General features: G+C 70.8%; 17 protein-coding genes and 1 tRNA gene. 8 read left to right on the top strand and 10 right to left on the bottom strand.

What is annotated here, in order from left to right:
• Window positions 1-2: 2 nt before the first annotated feature.
• A tRNA-Leu gene (locus ACIP5O_RS01485) sits at window positions 3-89 on the bottom strand.
• Between the two features lie 486 nt (window positions 90-575).
• On the opposite strand from ACIP5O_RS01485, the gene ACIP5O_RS01480 reads away from it, so the two are divergent.
• From ACIP5O_RS01480 to pknB, 6 genes are all read left to right on the top strand, one after another.
• Window positions 576-1415 carry an FhaA domain-containing protein gene (locus ACIP5O_RS01480; RefSeq protein ID WP_401287159.1) on the top strand — a complete coding sequence of 280 codons (840 nt, stop codon included), beginning with the start codon at window positions 576-578 and terminating at the stop codon, window positions 1413-1415.
• Window positions 1416-1425: 10 nt separating this feature from the next.
• Window positions 1426-1947, top strand: a complete 522-nt coding sequence (locus ACIP5O_RS01475) for an FHA domain-containing protein (protein ID WP_351969798.1) — start codon at window positions 1426-1428, stop codon at window positions 1945-1947.
• Between the two features lie 180 nt (window positions 1948-2127).
• On the top strand, window positions 2128-3618 hold the full coding sequence (locus ACIP5O_RS01470) for a Stp1/IreP family PP2C-type Ser/Thr phosphatase (RefSeq protein WP_401287156.1): 1491 nt from the start codon (window positions 2128-2130) through the stop codon (window positions 3616-3618).
• Window positions 3619-3645: 27 nt separating this feature from the next.
• Window positions 3646-5088, top strand: coding sequence for an FtsW/RodA/SpoVE family cell cycle protein (locus ACIP5O_RS01465; protein WP_356539583.1), 1443 nt, complete (start codon window positions 3646-3648; stop codon window positions 5086-5088).
• Window positions 5085-6551, top strand: coding sequence for a peptidoglycan D,D-transpeptidase FtsI family protein (locus tag ACIP5O_RS01460; protein WP_401287153.1), 1467 nt, complete (start codon window positions 5085-5087; stop codon window positions 6549-6551). The genes ACIP5O_RS01465 and ACIP5O_RS01460 overlap by 4 nt, the downstream gene beginning before the upstream one ends.
• A 178-nt stretch (window positions 6552-6729) precedes the next feature.
• The gene (gene pknB / locus ACIP5O_RS01455; RefSeq protein ID WP_401287150.1) at window positions 6730-8790 is read left to right on the top strand and encodes a Stk1 family PASTA domain-containing Ser/Thr kinase; all 2061 of its coding nucleotides are present in this window, start codon (window positions 6730-6732) and stop codon (window positions 8788-8790) included.
• Window positions 8791-8874: 84 nt separating this feature from the next.
• On the opposite strand, the gene ACIP5O_RS01450 is transcribed toward pknB, so the two are convergent.
• From ACIP5O_RS01450 to ACIP5O_RS01430, 5 genes are all read right to left on the bottom strand, one after another.
• A complete protein-coding gene (locus tag ACIP5O_RS01450) occupies window positions 8875-9552 on the bottom strand; it encodes a class E sortase (RefSeq protein WP_401287147.1) in 678 nt (225 codons plus the stop codon).
• 38 nt (window positions 9553-9590) lie between these two features.
• Window positions 9591-10940 carry a class E sortase gene (locus ACIP5O_RS01445; protein WP_401287144.1) on the bottom strand — a complete coding sequence of 450 codons (1350 nt, stop codon included), beginning with the start codon at window positions 10938-10940 and terminating at the stop codon, window positions 9591-9593.
• A complete protein-coding gene (locus ACIP5O_RS01440; RefSeq protein ID WP_401287141.1) occupies window positions 10937-11575 on the bottom strand; it encodes an aminodeoxychorismate/anthranilate synthase component II in 639 nt (212 codons plus the stop codon). The genes ACIP5O_RS01445 and ACIP5O_RS01440 overlap by 4 nt, the downstream gene beginning before the upstream one ends.
• Window positions 11572-11733, bottom strand: coding sequence for a hypothetical protein (locus tag ACIP5O_RS01435; RefSeq protein ID WP_185893351.1), 162 nt, complete (start codon window positions 11731-11733; stop codon window positions 11572-11574). Before ACIP5O_RS01435 ends, ACIP5O_RS01440 begins: the two co-directional genes overlap by 4 nt.
• 123 nt (window positions 11734-11856) lie before the next feature.
• The gene (locus tag ACIP5O_RS01430; RefSeq protein WP_401287138.1) at window positions 11857-12624 is read right to left on the bottom strand and encodes a DUF881 domain-containing protein; all 768 of its coding nucleotides are present in this window, start codon (window positions 12622-12624) and stop codon (window positions 11857-11859) included.
• Between the two features lie 140 nt (window positions 12625-12764).
• On the opposite strand from ACIP5O_RS01430, the gene crgA reads away from it, so the two are divergent.
• Window positions 12765-13019, top strand: coding sequence for a cell division protein CrgA (gene crgA, locus ACIP5O_RS01425; protein WP_030206706.1), 255 nt, complete (start codon window positions 12765-12767; stop codon window positions 13017-13019).
• Window positions 13020-13333: 314 nt separating this feature from the next.
• Here the strand turns inward: crgA and ACIP5O_RS01420 are convergent, their stop codons facing one another.
• Together ACIP5O_RS01420 and ACIP5O_RS01415 are read right to left on the bottom strand one after the other, a co-directional pair.
• Window positions 13334-14197, bottom strand: a complete 864-nt coding sequence (locus ACIP5O_RS01420) for a rhomboid family intramembrane serine protease (protein ID WP_401287135.1) — start codon at window positions 14195-14197, stop codon at window positions 13334-13336.
• 22 nt (window positions 14198-14219) lie between these two features.
• Window positions 14220-14747, bottom strand: a complete 528-nt coding sequence (locus tag ACIP5O_RS01415; protein WP_401287132.1) for a peptidylprolyl isomerase — start codon at window positions 14745-14747, stop codon at window positions 14220-14222.
• A gap of 172 nt (window positions 14748-14919) precedes the next feature.
• On the opposite strand from ACIP5O_RS01415, the gene ACIP5O_RS01410 reads away from it, so the two are divergent.
• Window positions 14920-15642: a DUF5324 family protein gene (locus ACIP5O_RS01410; RefSeq protein WP_401287129.1), complete on the top strand. Its 723-nt coding sequence runs from the start codon at window positions 14920-14922 to the stop codon at window positions 15640-15642.
• A 210-nt stretch (window positions 15643-15852) separates the two neighbouring features.
• Here ACIP5O_RS01410 and ACIP5O_RS01405 read toward each other — a convergent pair whose 3' ends face one another.
• Window positions 15853-16227, bottom strand: a complete 375-nt coding sequence (locus tag ACIP5O_RS01405) for a DUF6344 domain-containing protein (RefSeq protein ID WP_401287127.1) — start codon at window positions 16225-16227, stop codon at window positions 15853-15855.
• A 145-nt stretch (window positions 16228-16372) separates the two neighbouring features.
• Entirely contained in the window at window positions 16373-17659 is a 1287-nt protein-coding gene (locus tag ACIP5O_RS01400) for an MFS transporter (RefSeq protein WP_401287124.1), read from the bottom strand.
• Window positions 17660-17880 lie beyond the last annotated feature (221 nt).

Genomic DNA, 17880 nt, shown 5'->3' with positions numbered 1-17880 from the left:
CCTGGTGCGCGAGGGGGGAGTTGAACCCCCACGCCCTTTCGGGCACTGGAACCTGAATCCAGCGCGTCTGCCTATTCCGCCACCCGCGCATTGGGTGTGCTCCGGACCCTCTCACTTTTTCGGTGGGAGCGCCTGGCGACATCAGAAGATTAGCACGCCGCAGACCGTGGATTCACATCCGTTGTTTCGGCTCCGCTCGCGGAGACCAAGGTGACCAGGGGGAGGCGGTGACAGGAGGGTGGACGGGGGTAGGGCGGAGCAGAAGAGGACGGACAGGGAAGGGAGCGGGGGGAGGAGAGGGAGGGAGGGAGGGAGGGAGGAGACGGGGAGGGATGGGGAGAGGAGGTCCCGGGGAGAGGGAGGAACGGGGACGGACCGCCCGGACCCCGGACCGAGCCCTCGCTTCCACAGCCGGGTGCGGGACACTGTCCACAGGCCGCCTCTACGATCCGTGGGGGCAACCTGTGAGAGGTGACACTCGTCCACAGGGCAGAGAAGGGGAACCAGCCGATTTCCCGACGCGTGGATACGATCAGTAAGCAGTACCAGGACGACAACGACGGAGGAGGTGCCCCATGGGAGTCCTGAAGCGTTTCGAGCAGCGTCTCGAAGGTCTGGTCAACGGCACCTTCGCCAAGGTCTTCAAGTCCGAGGTCCAGCCTGTCGAGATCGCCGGCGCGCTCCAGCGCGAGTGCGACAACAACGCGCAGATCTGGAACCGCGAGCGGACCGTCGTGCCCAACGACTTCATCGTCGAGCTGAGCACACCGGACTACGAGCGTCTCAGTCCCTACTCCGGCCAGCTCGGCGACGAGCTCGCCGGTCTGGTCAGGGACTACGCCAAGCAGCAGCGGTACACCTTCATGGGGCCGATCAAGGTCCACCTGGAGAAGGCCGAGGACCTCGACACCGGTCTGTACCGCGTCCGCAGCCGCACGCTGGCGTCGAGCACGTCACAGCCGCAGCCGCCCGCGGCCGGACAGCAGGGCCGCGACGGCTACGGGTACCCCCCGGCCGGCGCCCCGCCCATGCCCGCCTCCCCGCCTCCCGGCGCGCCCGGCCACCGGCCGCAGGCCGCCGCCGGCCGTCCCGGCGCCATGCCCGGCCCCGCCACCCACGGCGGAGCGGGCATCCAGGTGCGCCGCTGGATCGAGATCAACGGCACCCGCCACCAGATCTCGCGCCCGACCCTGGTCCTCGGCCGCAGCACCGACGCGGACGTGAGGATCGACGATCCCGGCGTCTCCCGCCGGCACTGCGAGATCCGGACCGGAACGCCCTCGACGATCCAGGATCTCGGATCCACCAACGGCATCGTGGTGGACGGGCAGCACACCACCCGCGCTACGCTCCGCGACGGCTCGCGGATCGTCGTGGGCAGCACCACCATCGTTTACCGGCAAGCCGAAGGGTGAAGCGGGGGCAATGTCAGAGCTGACCCTGACGGTCATGCGGTTGGGTTTCCTGGCCGTTCTGTGGCTGTTCGTCATCGTGGCCGTCCAGGTCATCCGCAGTGACCTCTTCGGTACGCGGGTCACCCAGCGCGGTTCGCGGCGCCAGGAGGCGCGGCCCCAGCAGGCCGCGCGCCAGGCGTCCGCGCCCCCGCAGCAGCGCGGCCAGCAGCAGAGCACGGGCGGCCGCCAGCGCCGCGGCGCCCCGACCAAACTCGTCGTCTCCGAGGGCACCCTCACCGGCACGACCGTCGCCCTCCAGGGCCAGACGATCACGCTGGGCCGGGCGCACGATTCGACGATCGTCCTCGACGACGACTACGCCTCCAGCCGGCACGCCCGGATCTACCCCGACCGGGACGGCCAGTGGATCGTCGAGGACCTCGGGTCCACCAACGGCACGTACCTCGACCGGGCCCGCCTCACCACCGCCACGCCGATTCCGCTGGGCGCGCCGATCCGCATCGGCAAGACCGTCATCGAGCTGCGGAAGTAGTACGACAATGAGTGAGCGGAGCGAGCGAGCCGGGACGGTCCCCGTCGCGGGGCGTGCCGCGCTCCCGGGCGAAGCGGCTGAAGCGTCCGGAGCGACCGAAGCGACCGGAGCGACCGGAGGGTGGGCAGTGTGGGTCGAGACCGGCCGTACCCCGATGCGGCGTCGACAGGGCAGGTGCGCATGAGTCTGTCGCTGCGATTCGCCGCGGGCTCGCACAAGGGCATGATCCGCGAGGGCAACGAGGACTCCGGCTACGCCGGTCCCCGGCTGCTCGCCATCGCCGACGGCATGGGCGGCCAGGCCGCCGGCGAGGTCGCCTCCTCCGAGGTGATCTCCACCCTCGTCACGCTCGACGACGACGTCCCCGGCTCCGACATCCTCACCTCGCTCGGTACGGCGGTGCAGCGCGCCAACGACCAGCTGCGGATGATGGTCGAGGAGGACCCGCAGCTGGAGGGCATGGGCACCACGCTCACTGCCCTCCTGTGGACCGGCCAGCGGCTCGGCCTGGTGCACGTCGGCGACTCGCGCGCCTATCTGCTCCGCGACGGCGTCCTCACCCAGATCACCCAGGACCACACCTGGGTCCAGCGGCTCGTCGACGAGGGCCGGATCACCGAGGAAGAGGCCACCACCCACCCGCAGCGCTCGCTCCTCATGCGCGCGCTCGGCAGCGGCGACCACGTCGAACCCGACCTCTCCATCCGCGAGGTCCGGGCCGGTGACCGCTACCTGATCTGTTCCGACGGCCTGTCCGGCGTGGTCTCGCACCAGACCCTCGAGGACACCCTCGCCAGCTACCAGGGCCCGCAGGAGACCGTGCAGGAGCTGATCCAGCTCGCGCTGCGCGGCGGCGGCCCCGACAACATCACGGTGATCGTCGCCGACGTCCTCGACGTCGACGGCGGCGACACCCTCGCCGGCCACCTCAGCGACACCCCGGTCATCGTGGGCGCGGTCGCCGAGAACCAGGCGCAGCTCAACGACGGCGGGGCCATGCAGACCCCGGCCGGCCGCGCCTCCGGGCTCGGCCGCCACGCCGCCCACCGGCAGCCCCCGGCCGGCGGCTTCGGCCCGCCCGGCAGCGGCGACGGCCGGGACTACGACGGGATGCCCCCGGAGGGCTCCTTCGAGTCGTACACCGACGACGACTTCGTCAAGCCCCGCAAGGGCCGCAAGTGGCTCAAGCGCTGCTTCTTCCTCGCCCTGGTCCTCGCCCTCCTCGGCGGCGGCCTCTACGGCGGCTGGCGCTGGACGCAGACCCAGTACTTCGTGGGGTCCAAGGACCAGCACGTGGCGCTCTACCAGGGCATCAGCCAGGACCTGGCGTGGGTCTCGCTGTCGAAGGTGGAGAAGGACCACCCCGAGATCGAACTCAAGTACCTCCCCGCCTACCAGCGGAAGCAGGTCGAGGAGACGATCGCGGGCGGCAGCCTCGGCAAGGCCGAGACGAAGATCTCCGAGCTGGCCGTGCAGGCCTCCGCCTGCAAGAAGACCGAGCAGCGCCGCGCCGCCGCCGAGAAGGCCGCCGACCAGGCGAGCAAGCCGCCGGTCCAGAAGCCGGACGGCACCGCCACCCCCGACTCCAAGCCCACCACAGCCGCTCCGTCCCCGGGTCCCACCCTCACCGGGGAGGAGCAGAAGCTGGCCTCGAACTGCGGCAAGCAGTAAGCACCCGTAGGGGGGCCTTTCACCACCATGAGCGTTGTCACCAACACGACCACCATCGGCGCGATCGAGGCGCCGAGCCGTCGCAACACCGAGCTGGCGCTGCTCGCGTTCGCCGTCGTCATCCCGGTGTTCGCGTACCTCAACGTCGGCCTGGCCATCGACGGCAAGGTCCCGGCCGGCATGCTCGGGTACGGACTCGGCCTCGCCCTCCTCGCGGGCGTCGCGCACCTGGTGGTCCGCAAGTGGGCCCCGTACGCGGACCCGCTGCTGCTGCCCCTGGCGACCCTGCTGAACGGCATGGGCCTGGTGCTGATCTGGCGACTCGACCAGTCGCCGCGGCTGATCGCCACCTCGATGCGGCTCTACAAGAGCTTCAGCCCGGACGCCCCGAGCCAGATGATGTACTCCGCGATCGGCATCGCCATGTTCGTGGGCGTGCTGCTGCTGCTCAAGGACCACCGGGTCCTCCAGCGCTACACGTACATCTCCATGGTGGTCGCCCTCGTCCTGCTGCTGCTGCCGCTCGTGCCGGGACTCGGCACGGACAGCTTCGGCGCCAAGATCTGGATCCGGGTCGGCGGCTTCTCGATCCAGCCCGGCGAGTTCGCCAAGCTGGTCCTGGCGGTCTTCTTCTCCGGCTACCTGATGGTGAAGCGGGACGCCCTGGCCCTGGCCAGCCGCCGCTTCATGGGGCTCTACCTGCCCCGTGGCCGTGACCTCGGCCCGATCCTGACGATCTGGGCGGTCAGCCTCCTCATCCTGGTCTTCGAGAACGACCTCGGCACCTCGCTGCTGTTCTTCGGCATGTTCGTGATCATGCTGTACGTGGCGACCGAGCGGACCAGCTGGATCGTCATGGGTCTGCTGATGGCGGCGGGCGGCGCGGTCGCCGTCAGCTCCTTCGCCAGCCACGTCCAGTCGCGTGTGGCGGCCTGGCTCGATCCCTTCGAGTGCCTGAAGACGGCACCTGCCGGCAGCAACATGGCGTACGCCTGTGACCAGATGACCCAGGTCCTGATGTCCTTCGGCTCCGGCGGCATCCTCGGCACCGGCCTCGGCCAGGGCAACTCCGACCTCATCGGCTTCGCCGCCAACTCCGACTTCATCTTCGCCACCGTCGGCGAGGAGCTCGGCCTCACCGGCGTGATGGTCTTCCTGCTCCTCTACGGGCTGATCGTCGAGCGCGGCATCCGCACCTCCCTCGCCGCCCGCGACCCCTTCGGCAAGCTGCTCGCGATGGGCCTCTCCGGCGCCTTCGCGCTCCAGATCTTCGTCGTCGCCGGCGGTGTCCTGGGGCTCATCCCGCTCACCGGCATGACCATGCCGTTCCTCGCGTACGGCGGTTCCTCGGTGATCGCCAACTGGGCCCTGATCGGCATCCTGATCCGTATCAGCGACACCGCGCGCCGTCCCGCGCCCGCGCCCGCCCCGTCCCCCGACGCCGAGATGACCCAGGTGGTCCGTCCGTGAACAAGCCGCTGCGACGGGTCGCGATCTTCTGCGGCCTGCTCATCCTCGCCCTGCTCCTGCGGGACAACTGGGTGCAGTTCGTCCGTTCCGACGAGCTGACCACACATGCCAAGAACACGCGCGTCCGCATCGAGCGGTACGCCAACGAGCGCGGCAACATCATCGTCGGCGACAAGCCGATCACCGGCTCCGTGGACTCCAAGGACGAGTACTACAAGTACAAGCGGACCTACGTCGACGGACCCATGTGGGCCCCGGTCACCGGCTACGCCTCGCAGGCCTACGACGCCACCCAGATCGAGAAGATCGAGGACGGCATCCTCACCGGCAACGACGACCAGCTCTTCTTCGACCGCACCCTGGCCATGTTCACCGGCGAGAAGAAGAAGGGCGGCGACGTCGTCACCACCCTGAACGCTGCCGCGCAGAAGGCCGCCTTCGAGGGCCTGGGCAACAACACCGGCGCCGTCGTCGCCATCGAGCCGAAGACCGGCAAGATCCTGGCGATGGCCTCCACCCCCTCGTACGACCCCTCCTCCTTCGCCGGCTACTCCGGCAAGGACGAGAAGGCCTGGGTCGCGCTGGAGAAGGACAAGAACAAGCCGAAGCTGAACCGGGCGCTCCGCGAGATCTACCCGCCCGGCTCCGTCTTCAAGGTCGTCACCGCCGCCGCCGCGCTGGAGAACGGCAAGGTCAGCGACATCAACGCGCCGACCAAGACCCCCGAGGGCTGGAAGATCCCGCTCTCCAACAAGGAGATGGTCAACCACGCCAGCGGCTGCGCGAACGCCAGCCTGAACCGGGCGCTGGAGATCTCCTGCAACTCGGTCTTCGCGAAGCTCGGCGACGACGTCGGCCGCGACAAGATGGTCGAGATGGCCGAGAAGTTCGGTTTCAACGCCGAGCAGTTCACCCCGGTCCGCTCCGCCGCCTCCGTCTACGACAAGAAGGCCGACCGCGGCGGCAACGCGCTCTCCTCCATCGGCCAGTTCAACACCGCGACCACCCCGCTCCAGATGGCGATGGTCACGGCGGCGATCGCCAACGACGGCAAGCTGATGAAGCCGTACATGATCGACCAGCTGCGCGCCCCCAACCTCGACCTGATCAAGCAGAACGAGCCCGAGGAGATGAGCCGCCCGGTCTCGCAGGAGACCGCCCAGAAGCTCCAGCAGATGATGGAGAACGTCGTCACCGAGGGCACCGGCGGCAACGCCGACCTGAAGATGGACGGCGTGAAGGTCGGCGGCAAGACGGGTACGGCCCAGCACGGCGAGAAGAACGCCAAGCGCCCCTACGCCTGGTTCATCTCGTACGCGAAGACCGCCGAGGGCTCCCCGGTCGCGGTCGCCGTCATCGTCGAGGACTCCGAGGGCACCAACCGCGAGGACATCAGCGGTGGCGGTCTGGCCGCCCCGATCGCGAAGGCCGTGATGAAGGCGGTCCTGAAGACCCGGGGCTGACCTTTCCCACCCGGTCCCGGCCCGGCCCCCGTCCGGTGCGGGCCAGGTACCGGTCGGGTATCAGCTACCGGCCCCGGGCGGAACGCCTTCCCGGGGCCGGTAGCGTATGCGCGAACAGCACACACCGCCGGACCACCCATGGGTGCGGTCGGGACAGACGGAGAGGGCTGGATTAGCTATGGAAGAGCCGCGTCGCCTCGGCGGCCGGTACGAGCTGGGCTCGGTGCTCGGCCGTGGTGGCATGGCCGAGGTGTACCTCGCCCAGGACACCCGGCTCGGCCGCACCGTCGCCGTGAAGACGCTGCGGGCCGACCTGGCCCGTGATCCGTCCTTCCAGGCCCGGTTCCGCCGTGAGGCACAGTCCGCCGCCTCGCTGAACCATCCGGCGATCGTCGCGGTCTACGACACCGGCGAGGACTACGTCGACGGGGTCTCCATCCCGTACATCGTGATGGAGTACGTCGACGGGTCGACCCTGCGTGAGCTCCTTCACTCCGGGCGCAAGCTGCTGCCCGAGCGCACCCTGGAGATGACGGTCGGCATCCTCCAGGCGCTGGAGTACTCGCACCGCGCCGGCATCGTGCACCGCGACATCAAGCCGGCGAACGTCATGCTGACGCGCACCGGCCAGGTCAAGGTCATGGACTTCGGCATCGCGCGCGCCATGGGCGACGCGGGCATGACCATGACGCAGACCGCCGCGGTGATCGGCACGGCCCAGTACCTCTCCCCGGAGCAGGCCAAGGGCGAGCAGGTCGACGCCCGCTCCGACCTGTACTCCACCGGCTGCCTGCTGTACGAGCTGCTCACCGTCCGCCCCCCGTTCATCGGCGACTCCCCGGTCGCGGTCGCGTACCAGCACGTCCGCGAGGAGCCGCAGCCGCCGAGCAACTTCGACCCCGAGATCACGCCCGAGATGGACGCCATCGTCCTCAAGGCGCTGGTCAAGGACCCCGATTACCGCTACCAGTCCGCCGACGAGATGCGCGCGGACATCGAGGCCTGCCTCGACGGCCAGCCGGTCGCGGCCGCCGCCGCGATGGGCATGGCGTCCGCGCCCGCGTACGGCGGGGGCTACGGCGGCTACCCGCCGGAGGACCAGCAGACCACGGCCCTGCGCCAGACCGACCCCGGCGGCCAGACCGCCATGCTGCCCCCGATCAACCCGAACGACGGCGGCTACGGCTACGACGACCGTCCGGACCGTCGTCGCGGCGGCGGCCAGAAGAAGTCGAACACCTCGACGATCCTGCTGGCCCTCGCCGGCGTCCTGGTGCTCATCGGCGCGATCTTCATCGGCGTCGCGATCTTCGACAAGAAGGACGCCCCGGAGCCGGTCACGGTGCCGCAGCTGGTCGGCGAGAAGCTGGACGTCGCGACGAAGCACGCCGCCAACGTGAACCTGAAGGTCCAGGAGGCGGGCACCGAGCGCTGCGACCAGCCCACCGGCGCCATCTGCCGCCAGGAGCCGGTCGCGGACGGCGTCACGAAGCTGGAGCCCGACGACACGATCAAGGTGTACGTCTCCGAGGGCGCGCCGCTCGTGGAGGTCCCGGACGTCCAGGAGCAGTCCCAGGAGCGGGCCACGAAGTCCCTGGAGGACAAGGGCTTCAAGGTCAAGGTCGAGGAGGAGGAGTCCGACGCGAACCCCGGCTCCGTCCTGCGCCAGAACCCGGGCGGCGGCACCAAGGCGGAGACGAACTCCGAGGTGACGATCACCATCGCGAAGAAGAAGCTCTCGCAGCTTCCGAACGTGAAGGACCGCGCCTACGAGCAGGCCGTCCAGCAGCTGAACACGGTCGGCTTCACCAACGTGGTCAGGGAGGACGTCGACTCCGACAAGCCCGCGGGCACGGTCGTCGACCAGACCCCGCAGGGCGACTCGAACCAGCCGAAGGACGTCCGGGTCACGCTGAAGGTCTCCAAGGGCCCGCAGCAGACCCAGGTCACGATCCCGGACGGCCTCACGAACCGCCCCTTCAAGGACGTCAAGGCGCAGCTCGAAGGCATGGGCCTGACGGTCGTCCAGAAGGGTTCGGACAAGGAGGACGCGCTGGTGCTGGCCACCAACCCGGCTGCGAACACCCCGGTCAACACCGGAACCACGGTGGAGGTCTTCACCGCGGGCGGCGGAGTGCCCAGCAACCCCGGTGACAACAACAACGGTGACAACAACAACGGTGACAACAACGGAGGCGGCGACGGCGGCAACAACGCCATCGGCGGTTGGTTCGACTGATCGCCCGCCCCGTACGACGGGAGAGCCCCGGCATCCGGAAGATCGGATGCCGGGGCTCTCCCGTCCGTCGTGAGCGGGAGTGGATCAGCGCAGCTCCGCCGGGGGCGTCCGGTCGCGGTCGACCCGTTCCGTGCGCTCCAGTTCGCCCCAGACGACGTACCGGTAGTCCGAGGTGTACATGGGCGTGCAGGTGGTCAGCGTGATGTAGCGGCCCGGCCCGGTCCTGCCGGACTCCTGCGGAACGGGCTGGAGGACGTCCACGTTGTACTTCGTGGTCTCGGGCAGGGTCTTGTAGACCTTGTAGACGTACCAGGTGTCCTTGGACTCGAAGACGATCGCGTCCCCGGTCTTCAACTTGTGGATGTTGTGGAACTTCGCCCCGTGTCCGTCCCGGTGCGCGGCCAGCGTGAAGTTGCCCTGCTTCTCCTGCGGGAGCGCCGCCCTGATCGGGTCGGTGTAGTAGCCGGCCACGCCGTTGTTGAGGACGGAGGGGTCGGTGCCCCGCTTCACCAGGACCTCGTCGTCGCCCATCGCCGGCACGTGCAGGAAGCCGATGCCGTCCCGGGTGTCGAGGGCGCCCGGGGCGTCGTCGGCCCAGTGGTCGCGGACCTGGGCGCCGTCCTGGTCGGCGGCACGGTCGGCGAGGACGTTGGTCCACCACAGCGAGTAGACGACGAAGAGACCGAGCACCAGGCCCGCCGTGATGAGGAGTTCGCCGAGGACACTGATGATCCCGGCGATCCGGTTGCGCGCTCGTGCCACTTAGGTCGTCCTGTCGTCCCGTCCGGAGGTGTGGGGTCTCAGCCTACGAGCGCTTCGGGCTTCCCCTTGCTGCGCGGACGTTCCTCCAGGAGCCTGCCCCATACGATCATGCGGTACGTGCTGGTGAATTCGGGCGTGCACGTGGTCAGCGTGATGTACCGGCCGGGCTCGGTGAAGCCCGACCCCTTCGGGACGGGGTCGATCACGGACACGTTGGAGGGCGAGGTCTGCGGCAGGATGCTCGCCATCTCGTACGTGTAGTACGCGTTCCGGGTCTCGACGACGATCGGGTCGCCGGGCTTCAGCCGGTTGATGTACCGGAAGGGCTCGCCGTGCGTGTTGCGGTGGCCGGCGACCGCGAAGTTGCCCTGTTCGTCGGAGGGCATGGCGGTCTTGAGGCCGCCCCCGGCGTAGTGGCCGACCATGCCCTTGTCGAGGACCTCGGTCTTGTCGATGCCCTCGGCGACGGGGACGACGACGTCCAGCTTGGGGATGTACATGATGGCGAAGCCCTCGCCGGGCTCGAAGACGTCCGGCTCGTCCTCGCCCTTGGCCCAGGTGTCCTCGATCTGCTCCTTGGCCTGGTTCGTCTCCTGGCCGGCGAGGACGTTCGTCCACCAGAGCTGGTAGGTGACGAAGAGCAGCATGACGACGCCGAGGGTGATGAAGAGTTCGCCGACGATCCGGCTGGCGACGACGCCGACGCTGTCCTTGGCCTCGCGGGCGGCCCGCCGGGCCTCGACCCGGGAGAGGGGCGCGGCGGGTTTCGCCGCGGCGGCGGGCGGGGCGCCCCTGCGGCCCCTCCCCCGGCCGCCCTTGGCGGCGGCACGGCGCCGCTCGGCCCGCCCGGGCCCGGGAGCTCGCCCGGAGCCCGTCTCGGGGGGTTCAGGAGGCTCCGAGGGCCCCGGGAGGTCCTCGACGGGCGGCAGGACCGCCGTCTCGTCGGACCGGCGCCCCGGAGCCTGCTCGTCGCCGTACGGCCCGTAGGGGGGCTCGTGGGGGCCCTCGGCGGGCGTGTACGGACCGGTGGGCTCGTACGTCTCGGCGGGGGCGTGCGTCTCGGCTGGGGCGTACGTCTCCGGGGACGCGTACGGATCGGCGGCGGGCGCGTACGGATCGGCGGCGGGCGCGTACGCGCCGGCCTGTGCGTACGGGTCTGCGGCGGGGGCGTACGGCCCGGTGGGCGCGTACGGGTCGGCCGCCGCGCGCGGCTCCGCCTCCGGTACGTACCCGCCTCCCGGTACGTGGCCGTCCCCCGTTCCGTACTCGCCGCCCGATCCGTGCGCACCGCCCGGCGCGTACCCGTCCCCGGGCGCGTGCCCCTTCCGCGGTGTCGGCTCCCGCCTCGGCTCGTGCGTCGCCCGGAACCACGGCGAGCCCTCCGTCACGCGACGGCCTTGCCCACCACCGGCGCGAGGCCCGCCGACCGGTCGACCGCCCCCTTGTCCCCGCACTCCTCCAGCCAGTTGGCGAGCATCAGGTGGCCGTGCTCGGTGAGGACGGACTCGGGGTGGAACTGCACGCCCTCGACCGGGAGTTCGCGGTGGCGCAGGCCCATGATGATGCCGTCCTCGGTCCGCGCGGTGACCTCCAGCTCGGCGGGCAGGGCGGAGGGCTCGGCGGCCAGCGAGTGGTAGCGGGTCGCGGTGAACGGCGAGGGCAGGCCCGTGAAGACGCCCCGGCCCCCGTGCGTGACGAGCGAGGTCTTGCCGTGCAGCAGTTCGGGCGCGCGGTCGACGACGCCGCCGTACGCCACGGCCATCGACTGCATGCCGAGGCAGACGCCGAAGACGGGCACGCCGGTCTCCGCGCAGTGCCGGACCATGTCGACGCAGACCCCGGCCTGCTCGGGGGCGCCGGGGCCGGGCGACAGGAGGACGCCGTCGAAGCCGTCCTGGGCGTGGCTCAGCTCGACCTCGTCGTTGCGGAGGACTTCGCACTCGGCACCGAGCTGGTAGAGGTACTGAACGAGGTTGAAGACGAAGCTGTCGTAGTTGTCGACGACGAGAATTCGCGCGCTCACTGGCCGTCCACCGTCACATCGTTGAACGGAAGCAGTGGCTCCGCCCAGGGGAACACGTACTGGAAGAGGACGTAGACGATCGCGAGGACCAGCACGATCGAGATCAGCGCCCGCACCCCCGCGTTGCCAGGCAGATGCCGCCAGATCCAGCCGTACATGACGTCGACCGCCCCTTCCGTTCGTTACGGGGTCCAGAGTACGGGGCGAGGGGGCCGGGAGGGGGCCGCTGTCCAAAGCCTGTGGACGACGGATCCCGTCCACGGCCGGGGGACGGGATCCGGTCAGCCCACCGGCTTCGCGTAGTGGAGGTCCACCGTGCCCGCGTAGCCGGGGAGGGTCACCGCCCTGTGCTCGTCGACCTTCCAGCCGAGCCCGTACGCCTTGACGTAGAGCTGGTAGTTCCGGATCGCCGGGGAGTCGGTCAGCGCCCGGCTCAGCCGGTCCCGGTCGCCCACGGCGGTGATCTTGTAGGGCGGCGAGTAGACGCGGCCCTGGAGGATCAGGGTGTTGCCGACGCAGCGCACGGCGCTGGTGGAGATCAGCCGCTGGTCCATGACCCGGATGCCCTCGGCGCCGCCCTGCCACAGCGCGTTGACGACGGCCTGGAGGTCCTGCTGGTGGATGACCAGGTCGTTGGCCTGCGGCTCGGGGTAGCCGGGGGCGGCCCGGGCGTCCGGCGGGGCGTCGTTGAGGGTGACGGTGAGGCCGGAGCCGGAGACCTCGGTGGTGCCGGCCGCCGCCTCCAGCGCTTCGAGCTTCTCGTCCTCCGCGCGCGTGGAGCCGTCGTCGCGGGCGGCGAGGGTGTCCACCTGGGAACGGAGGGCGGCGGCGGACTCGTCGAGTCCGGCGTTCTTGTGGCTGCGCTCCTCGATCAGGTCGGAGAGCCTGAGGAGGGAGGCGTCCGTGCGGAGGTTGGTGCCCTTGGCGGTGTTGAAGCTCGTGACGAAGATCAGTCCGGCGAGGGCGAAAACGGCAAGGGTGAGCAGCCGGACGGGGCGCCACCTCGCGGTGCGGCCCGGCCCTTCGGGAGTACCGGCGGAATTGCTCAACGTACCCTGATCCCCTTCGGTGCCGCGGAACCACTACGCTAACGGACGCCTGGGGGACGCAGACGTCCTCCTTCGTCACATCCCGGCGCCAGCCACAGTTCCCTGCGCGGTCACGCAGCGCATCGACAGGAGAGTCCCTCGTGCCGAAGTCACGTATCCGCAAGAAGGCCGACTTCACGCCTCCGCCCGCCAAGCAGGCCACCAACATCAAGCTGACCAACCGCAGCTGGGTGGCGCCGGTGATGCTGGCCCTGTTCGCCATCGGGCTGGTGTGGATCGTGGTCTTCTACGTCACCGACGGCACCATGCCGGTCGAGTCGATCCGCAACTGGAACATCGTGGTGGGCTTCGGCTTCATCGCGGCCGGTTTCGGCGTCTCCACGCAGTGGAAGTAGCGGCGGTCCGACACCCGTGACGGGGCCTTAGCGTCCGCGCCGGGGGCTCGTCAAGCTCTCCCCTGAGTTTATCCACAGCGTTGTGCACAGCACTGGATAACTTACGAAGATCTGTGGATAACTCTCACGTTGTTGACGCCGGTATGATCGCGTCCACTGTCGGCACGCTACGTCGCGCCCCTCACCTCCCGGGGAAATCCCCAGGTCAGAGGTGAGGGGCGCGTTCTTTTCCCACGGAGCAGGCAGAGCCCGCCACACACTGTGGATAACTCTGGGGAAAGCTGCCCCGGAAGCTCATCCACAGCCCTGTGCGCTCAGGCGAGCGCGGCCGAGCGGAGGAGCACGATCCCCAGGTCGAGCAGGAGAACCAGTCCACAGGCTGTGTACTGCACCAGGTTCCGGCGGGCCCGGGGCGCGTGCACCAGCGCGTAGGTCACCAGGGCGCCGCCGACCAGGCCGCCGATGTGGGCCTCCCAGGAGACCCCCGGACGGGTGAAGGTGAACAACAGGGACAGCGCCACGAAGAGGACGACCGGCCGCATGTCGTACCGCCGGCGGCGGGTGAGCACGGCCCAGGCGCCGATCAGGCCGAAGACGACTCCGGAGGCGCCGAGCGAGAACTGGTTCTCCGGGGAGAGCAGATAGGCGAGGGTCGAACCGGAGAGCCCGGAGAGCAGCACCAGGGCCGCGTACCGGATCCGGCCCAGTTCGGGTTCGACGATCCCGCCGATCACCCAGAGTCCCAGCATGTTGAAGAGGAAGTGCGGGATCTCCTGGTGGAGGAAGGCGGAGGTCAGGAGCCGGTACCACTCGCCGTCCGCGACCCCGGCCAGTTCGCCGGACGACAGGCGCGCGTACCCGATGAGCGCCAGGTCGTCGACGAGCCGGTCGCCCACCACCTGGACGGCGAGGAAGAGCGCCAGGTTGACCGCGATGACGATCTTGGTGACGAAACGTTCGTCCTCGGCCGTCCGGCCGCCCGCGAGCGTGCGGGGCCGGTTGGCGTCGGGGGCGTGGCCGGTCCCCGAGCCGCCGCGCACGCAGTCGGGGCACTGGAAGCCGACGGAGGCGGAGACCATGCACTGCGGGCAGATGGGCCTGTCGCAGCGGACACAGCGGATGCCGGTCTCGGTCTCCGGGTGGCGGTAACAGCGCGGCAGACCGGGCTGCGCGTCCATGGGAGGTCCCGTCCCTTCCGGCTCAGCGCTTCTCGATCACCACGGACTCGAGGACCACGTCCCGGAGCGGACGTTCGGTGTGCGGATCGGTCGCGGTCTCCGCGATCGCGTCCACGACCTCGCGGCTCTCCTTGTCCACGACCTCGCCGAAGATCGTGTGCTTGCGGTTGAGCCAGGTCGCGGGGGCGACGGTGACAAAGAACTGCGAGCCGTTGGTCCCGGGGCCGGCGTTGGCCATGGCGAGGAGGTAGGGCCGGTCGAAGAAGAGCTCCGGGTGGAACTCGTCGGCGAAGGAGTAGCCGGGGTCGCCGGTGCCGTCGCCCAGCGGGTCGCCGCCCTGGATCATGAAGTCCTTGATGACCCGGTGGAAGACCGTCCCGTCGTAGAGCGGGTCCTTGGAGACCGCGCCGGTGGCGGGGTGGGTCCACTCGCGCTCGCCGGTCGCGAGCTCGACGAAGTTGCGGACCGTCTTCGGCGCGTGGAACGGCATCAGCCGCACCTCGATGTCGCCCAGGCTCGTCTTGAGGATCGCGTACAACTGCTCGGCCACGGTCGCCTTCCGTCCACATCGGGGCGCGTCGTCCCACGCCTGACTCTGCAGTGAACGATCCTCGCATGCCCCGGATGCCCGCCCCACATGCCGGACCTTGCTCCGACGGGCATGATTCCGAAGAGGATGGAAAGGCGAAAACCTGACATCGCCACCGAGGAGGAGGAATCCCGTGACCCGCATGGACAGCGTGCGCGCCGCCACAGGTTCGGCGAAGGAGAGCGTCCTGCACGCCGCCGACGCGGTGGCTCCCTACGCCGAGACGGCCAGGGACCACGCCACGCACTACGCGCACGAGGCGCGGGAGATCATCGCGCCCAAGCTCTCGAAGGCCGCCAAGCAGGCCCGTACGCAGGCTCGCGTGCAGTACGACTCGTACGTCGCACCGCGGGTACCGCCGCGGGTCGACGCGGCCGCACAACGTGCGGCGGTCAAGACCCGCCGGGCCGCCCGTCAGGCCGCCGACTACACCGCTCCGCGCGTCGAGAGCGCGGTCGCCGCCACCGGTCCGGTCCTGGAGGAGGCCGGTGCGCGTTCCACGGCCGCCTGGGCCGCGCTGCGCGGTCAGGTGACGCCGAAGGACATCCGGAAGATCGTGAGGAAGCACGAGCGCCGGGCCAGGGCCGGGCGCGTCACCAAGGGCCTCGTCGTCCTCGGCGTGCTGGCCGGCGGCGTGTACGCCGCCTGGAAGTGGTGGGACAAGCAGTCCAACCCCGACTGGCTGGTCGAGCCGCCCGCCGCCACCGAGGTGGAGGAGGAGGTCACCGTCCTGACGTCCGTCGACGGCAGTGGGGCCGTTCTCGATCCCGAGGTGGAGGCCAAGGAGGCCGAAGCCGAGGCGGAGGCGGCCGAACTGGACATCGAGGCCGCCGAACGGCGCGACGAGGACCGCTGACCGGACGGGGTCCTTCCACGGGCCCCTGCCGGGAACTCACGAGCCTCTGCCGGGAACTCACGGGCGTCTGCCGGGAACTGTCGGGTGGCGCTCGGTCCCGTCGCGTTCGGACGGACAGGGCCGGGTTCTGTCGGGTGCTGCCGGAGCGGCGCGGGCGCCGGTCCGCCGCGGGTGGGGTGCGGGGAGTGCACGTCGTGGTCTCCCCGTGCCCTACGCCGCCGCGGCGAGCGCGAGTTCCGTCAGGGCGACCGGGTCGCTCTCGACGGCGGCGGGCGCGGACGACCGCCGGCGCGCGGCGGGGGAGGAACCGTGGGCCTCGGCGGCGATGCGCTGCTTGATGGTGGGCGGCAGGGAGCGGTCCCCGGCGATCGGCCACCGGTGGGCCCGTTGCGCCGGTACGGAGGCGGACGCGCGCTCCCCGGCGACGGCGGCGGTCGTGGCGGCGGGAGCGGTCGGCTCCTCCGGCTGCCGCACGGCGGGCTGCTGGGCCGCGGCGGCGGTGCCCGCCAGGCCGACGGAGGCGAGCAGGGCGAAGAGGACGGAGATGAAGGCGGCCCAGAACTGCTTGACCTTGGCGGTGGCCATGACCCCTCACTTTCGTGGCGTTCTCGGATGGTTCATTTCGGGTTGCGCGCTTTACATACCTTCCTCATGATGTGTCCGCACCCCGGAATGGCACGGAGCGACGCCGCCCGCGCGCAGTTCTTCGGATGAACACCACTCGTACGGATCAGCGGGCGGTCTCCGCCCACCGCACGGCGGGCCCGGTCGCCGCCCCCGCGGCCAGGAAGACCCCGCCCAGGAGCAGCCACCCGGGCACCCCCCAACCGATGAGCAGCGTGGTGACGAGCAGGGGCCCGAGGGTGCGGGCGACGGGGACGCCGGTGCCGTAGAAGCCCTGGTACTGGCCGATCCGGTCGGCGGGGGCCAGCGCGAAGCCGATCTGCCACGCGCCCGCGGAGTGCCGCATCTCGGCGAGGACCTGGAGCACGGCCCCGAGGACGAGTACCGCCACCGCGGCCCCCGTCTCCCCCGCCCCGGCCCCGGCCCCGGCGCCACGGCCGGCACCCGGCGACGTTCCCGGCAGCGCTCCCGGCAGCGCTCCCGACAGTGCGAAGACCGCGCACGCGGCGCACATGACCGCCCCCGACCACCGCACCGCCCGCGCCGCCGTGGCGAGGTCCGTCACGGACCGGGCGGCACGGACCTGAAGGAGCATCACCACCCCGGTGTTGAGGACGAAGAGCGCCGACACGGTCCAGCCGGGCGCCGCCGTCCGCTCCACGATCCACAGCGGCAGGGCGAGGCTGAGGAGCGGCATACGCAGCAGCATCAGGGCGTTCAGGAGGGCGAGGAGCGCGTACGGCCGGTCCCGCAGCACCGCGAGCCCCGGCCCGCCGCCCACCGGCCCGGGGGCGGGCGCCACCGCGGGCAGCCGGCCCAGGACCAGCGCGCAGCCCAGGAACGCGACGGCGTCCAGCGCGAACACGGAGAGGTACGCGCTCCGCGTCCCGGCGTGCAGCGCGAGCCCGCCGAGCGCGGCCCCCACGGCGAGTCCGCCGTTGAGGGTGGCCTGGAGCCGGGCGAGCACCCGCGTCCGCGCGGCCGGCGCGACGAGCCCGGCGAGCAGCGCCTGCCGCGCCGCGGCGAGGCCGCTCTGCGCCGTGGCGTACGCGACGGCCGCGCAGAGGAACGGCACGAAGGAGCGCAGGACGAGGAAGGAGGCGACGGACGCGGCGGTGGCCAGGGCGAGCAGGACGGCGGTCCCGCGCGGCCCCCGCCGGTCGGCCAGGTGCCCCAGCGGCACCCCGGCGAGCGACCCGACGGCCCACGCGACCGCGAGCCCGGCGCCGATCTGCGGTGCGGAGAGCCCGACGATCCGCGTGAAGTAGAGCGCCGAGGAGACGTAGAAGGCCCCGTCCCCGACCGCGTTGACGAACTGTGCGACCACCAGCGCGCGGGGCGCGGACACCCCGTCGGCCTTCCCTCGTACGTACGGCCTGGTCTCGTGCGACATGGACACGACGCTAGGGGCGGGTGGCCCAGCCCCTCTGGTCCACTCGCGCCCCTCGCGCCTGGGCCACTCGGGACCTCGGCCACCGAACGCCACGGCCCCCGGGCCCGGGGGAACGCGAAGGACCACCGGACCCGCGCTTCCGCGGGGCGGGGGCCGTCCGGAGCGGAGCCCGGAGGAGCCGGACTGGAACCCGTCGCCTTCCCGGTCCCCGGTCCCGCCCG

The sequence above is a fragment of the Streptomyces sp. NPDC088915 genome (assembly GCF_044749825.1).
GTDB lineage: Bacteria > Actinomycetota > Actinomycetes > Streptomycetales > Streptomycetaceae > Streptomyces.
This window is presented reverse-complemented; position numbering and strand designations above follow the sequence as displayed.

Excerpts from the sequence above, each read along its gene's own strand:
- ACIP5O_RS01480 (WP_401287159.1), top strand. The coding sequence starts at position 576 with ATGGGAGTCCTGAAGCGTTTCGAGCAGCGTCTCGAAGGTCTGGTCAAC.
- ACIP5O_RS01475 (WP_351969798.1), top strand. The coding sequence starts at position 1,426 with ATGTCAGAGCTGACCCTGACGGTCATGCGGTTGGGTTTCCTGGCCGTT.
- ACIP5O_RS01470 (WP_401287156.1), top strand. The coding sequence starts at position 2,128 with ATGAGTCTGTCGCTGCGATTCGCCGCGGGCTCGCACAAGGGCATGATC.
- ACIP5O_RS01465 (WP_356539583.1), top strand. The coding sequence starts at position 3,646 with ATGAGCGTTGTCACCAACACGACCACCATCGGCGCGATCGAGGCGCCG.
- pknB (WP_401287150.1), top strand. The coding sequence starts at position 6,730 with ATGGAAGAGCCGCGTCGCCTCGGCGGCCGGTACGAGCTGGGCTCGGTG.
- ACIP5O_RS01435 (WP_185893351.1), bottom strand. The coding sequence starts at position 11,733 with ATGTACGGCTGGATCTGGCGGCATCTGCCTGGCAACGCGGGGGTGCGG.
- ACIP5O_RS01420 (WP_401287135.1), bottom strand. The coding sequence starts at position 14,197 with ATGGACGCGCAGCCCGGTCTGCCGCGCTGTTACCGCCACCCGGAGACC.
- ACIP5O_RS01405 (WP_401287127.1), bottom strand. The coding sequence starts at position 16,227 with ATGGCCACCGCCAAGGTCAAGCAGTTCTGGGCCGCCTTCATCTCCGTC.
- ACIP5O_RS01400 (WP_401287124.1), bottom strand. The coding sequence starts at position 17,659 with ATGTCGCACGAGACCAGGCCGTACGTACGAGGGAAGGCCGACGGGGTG.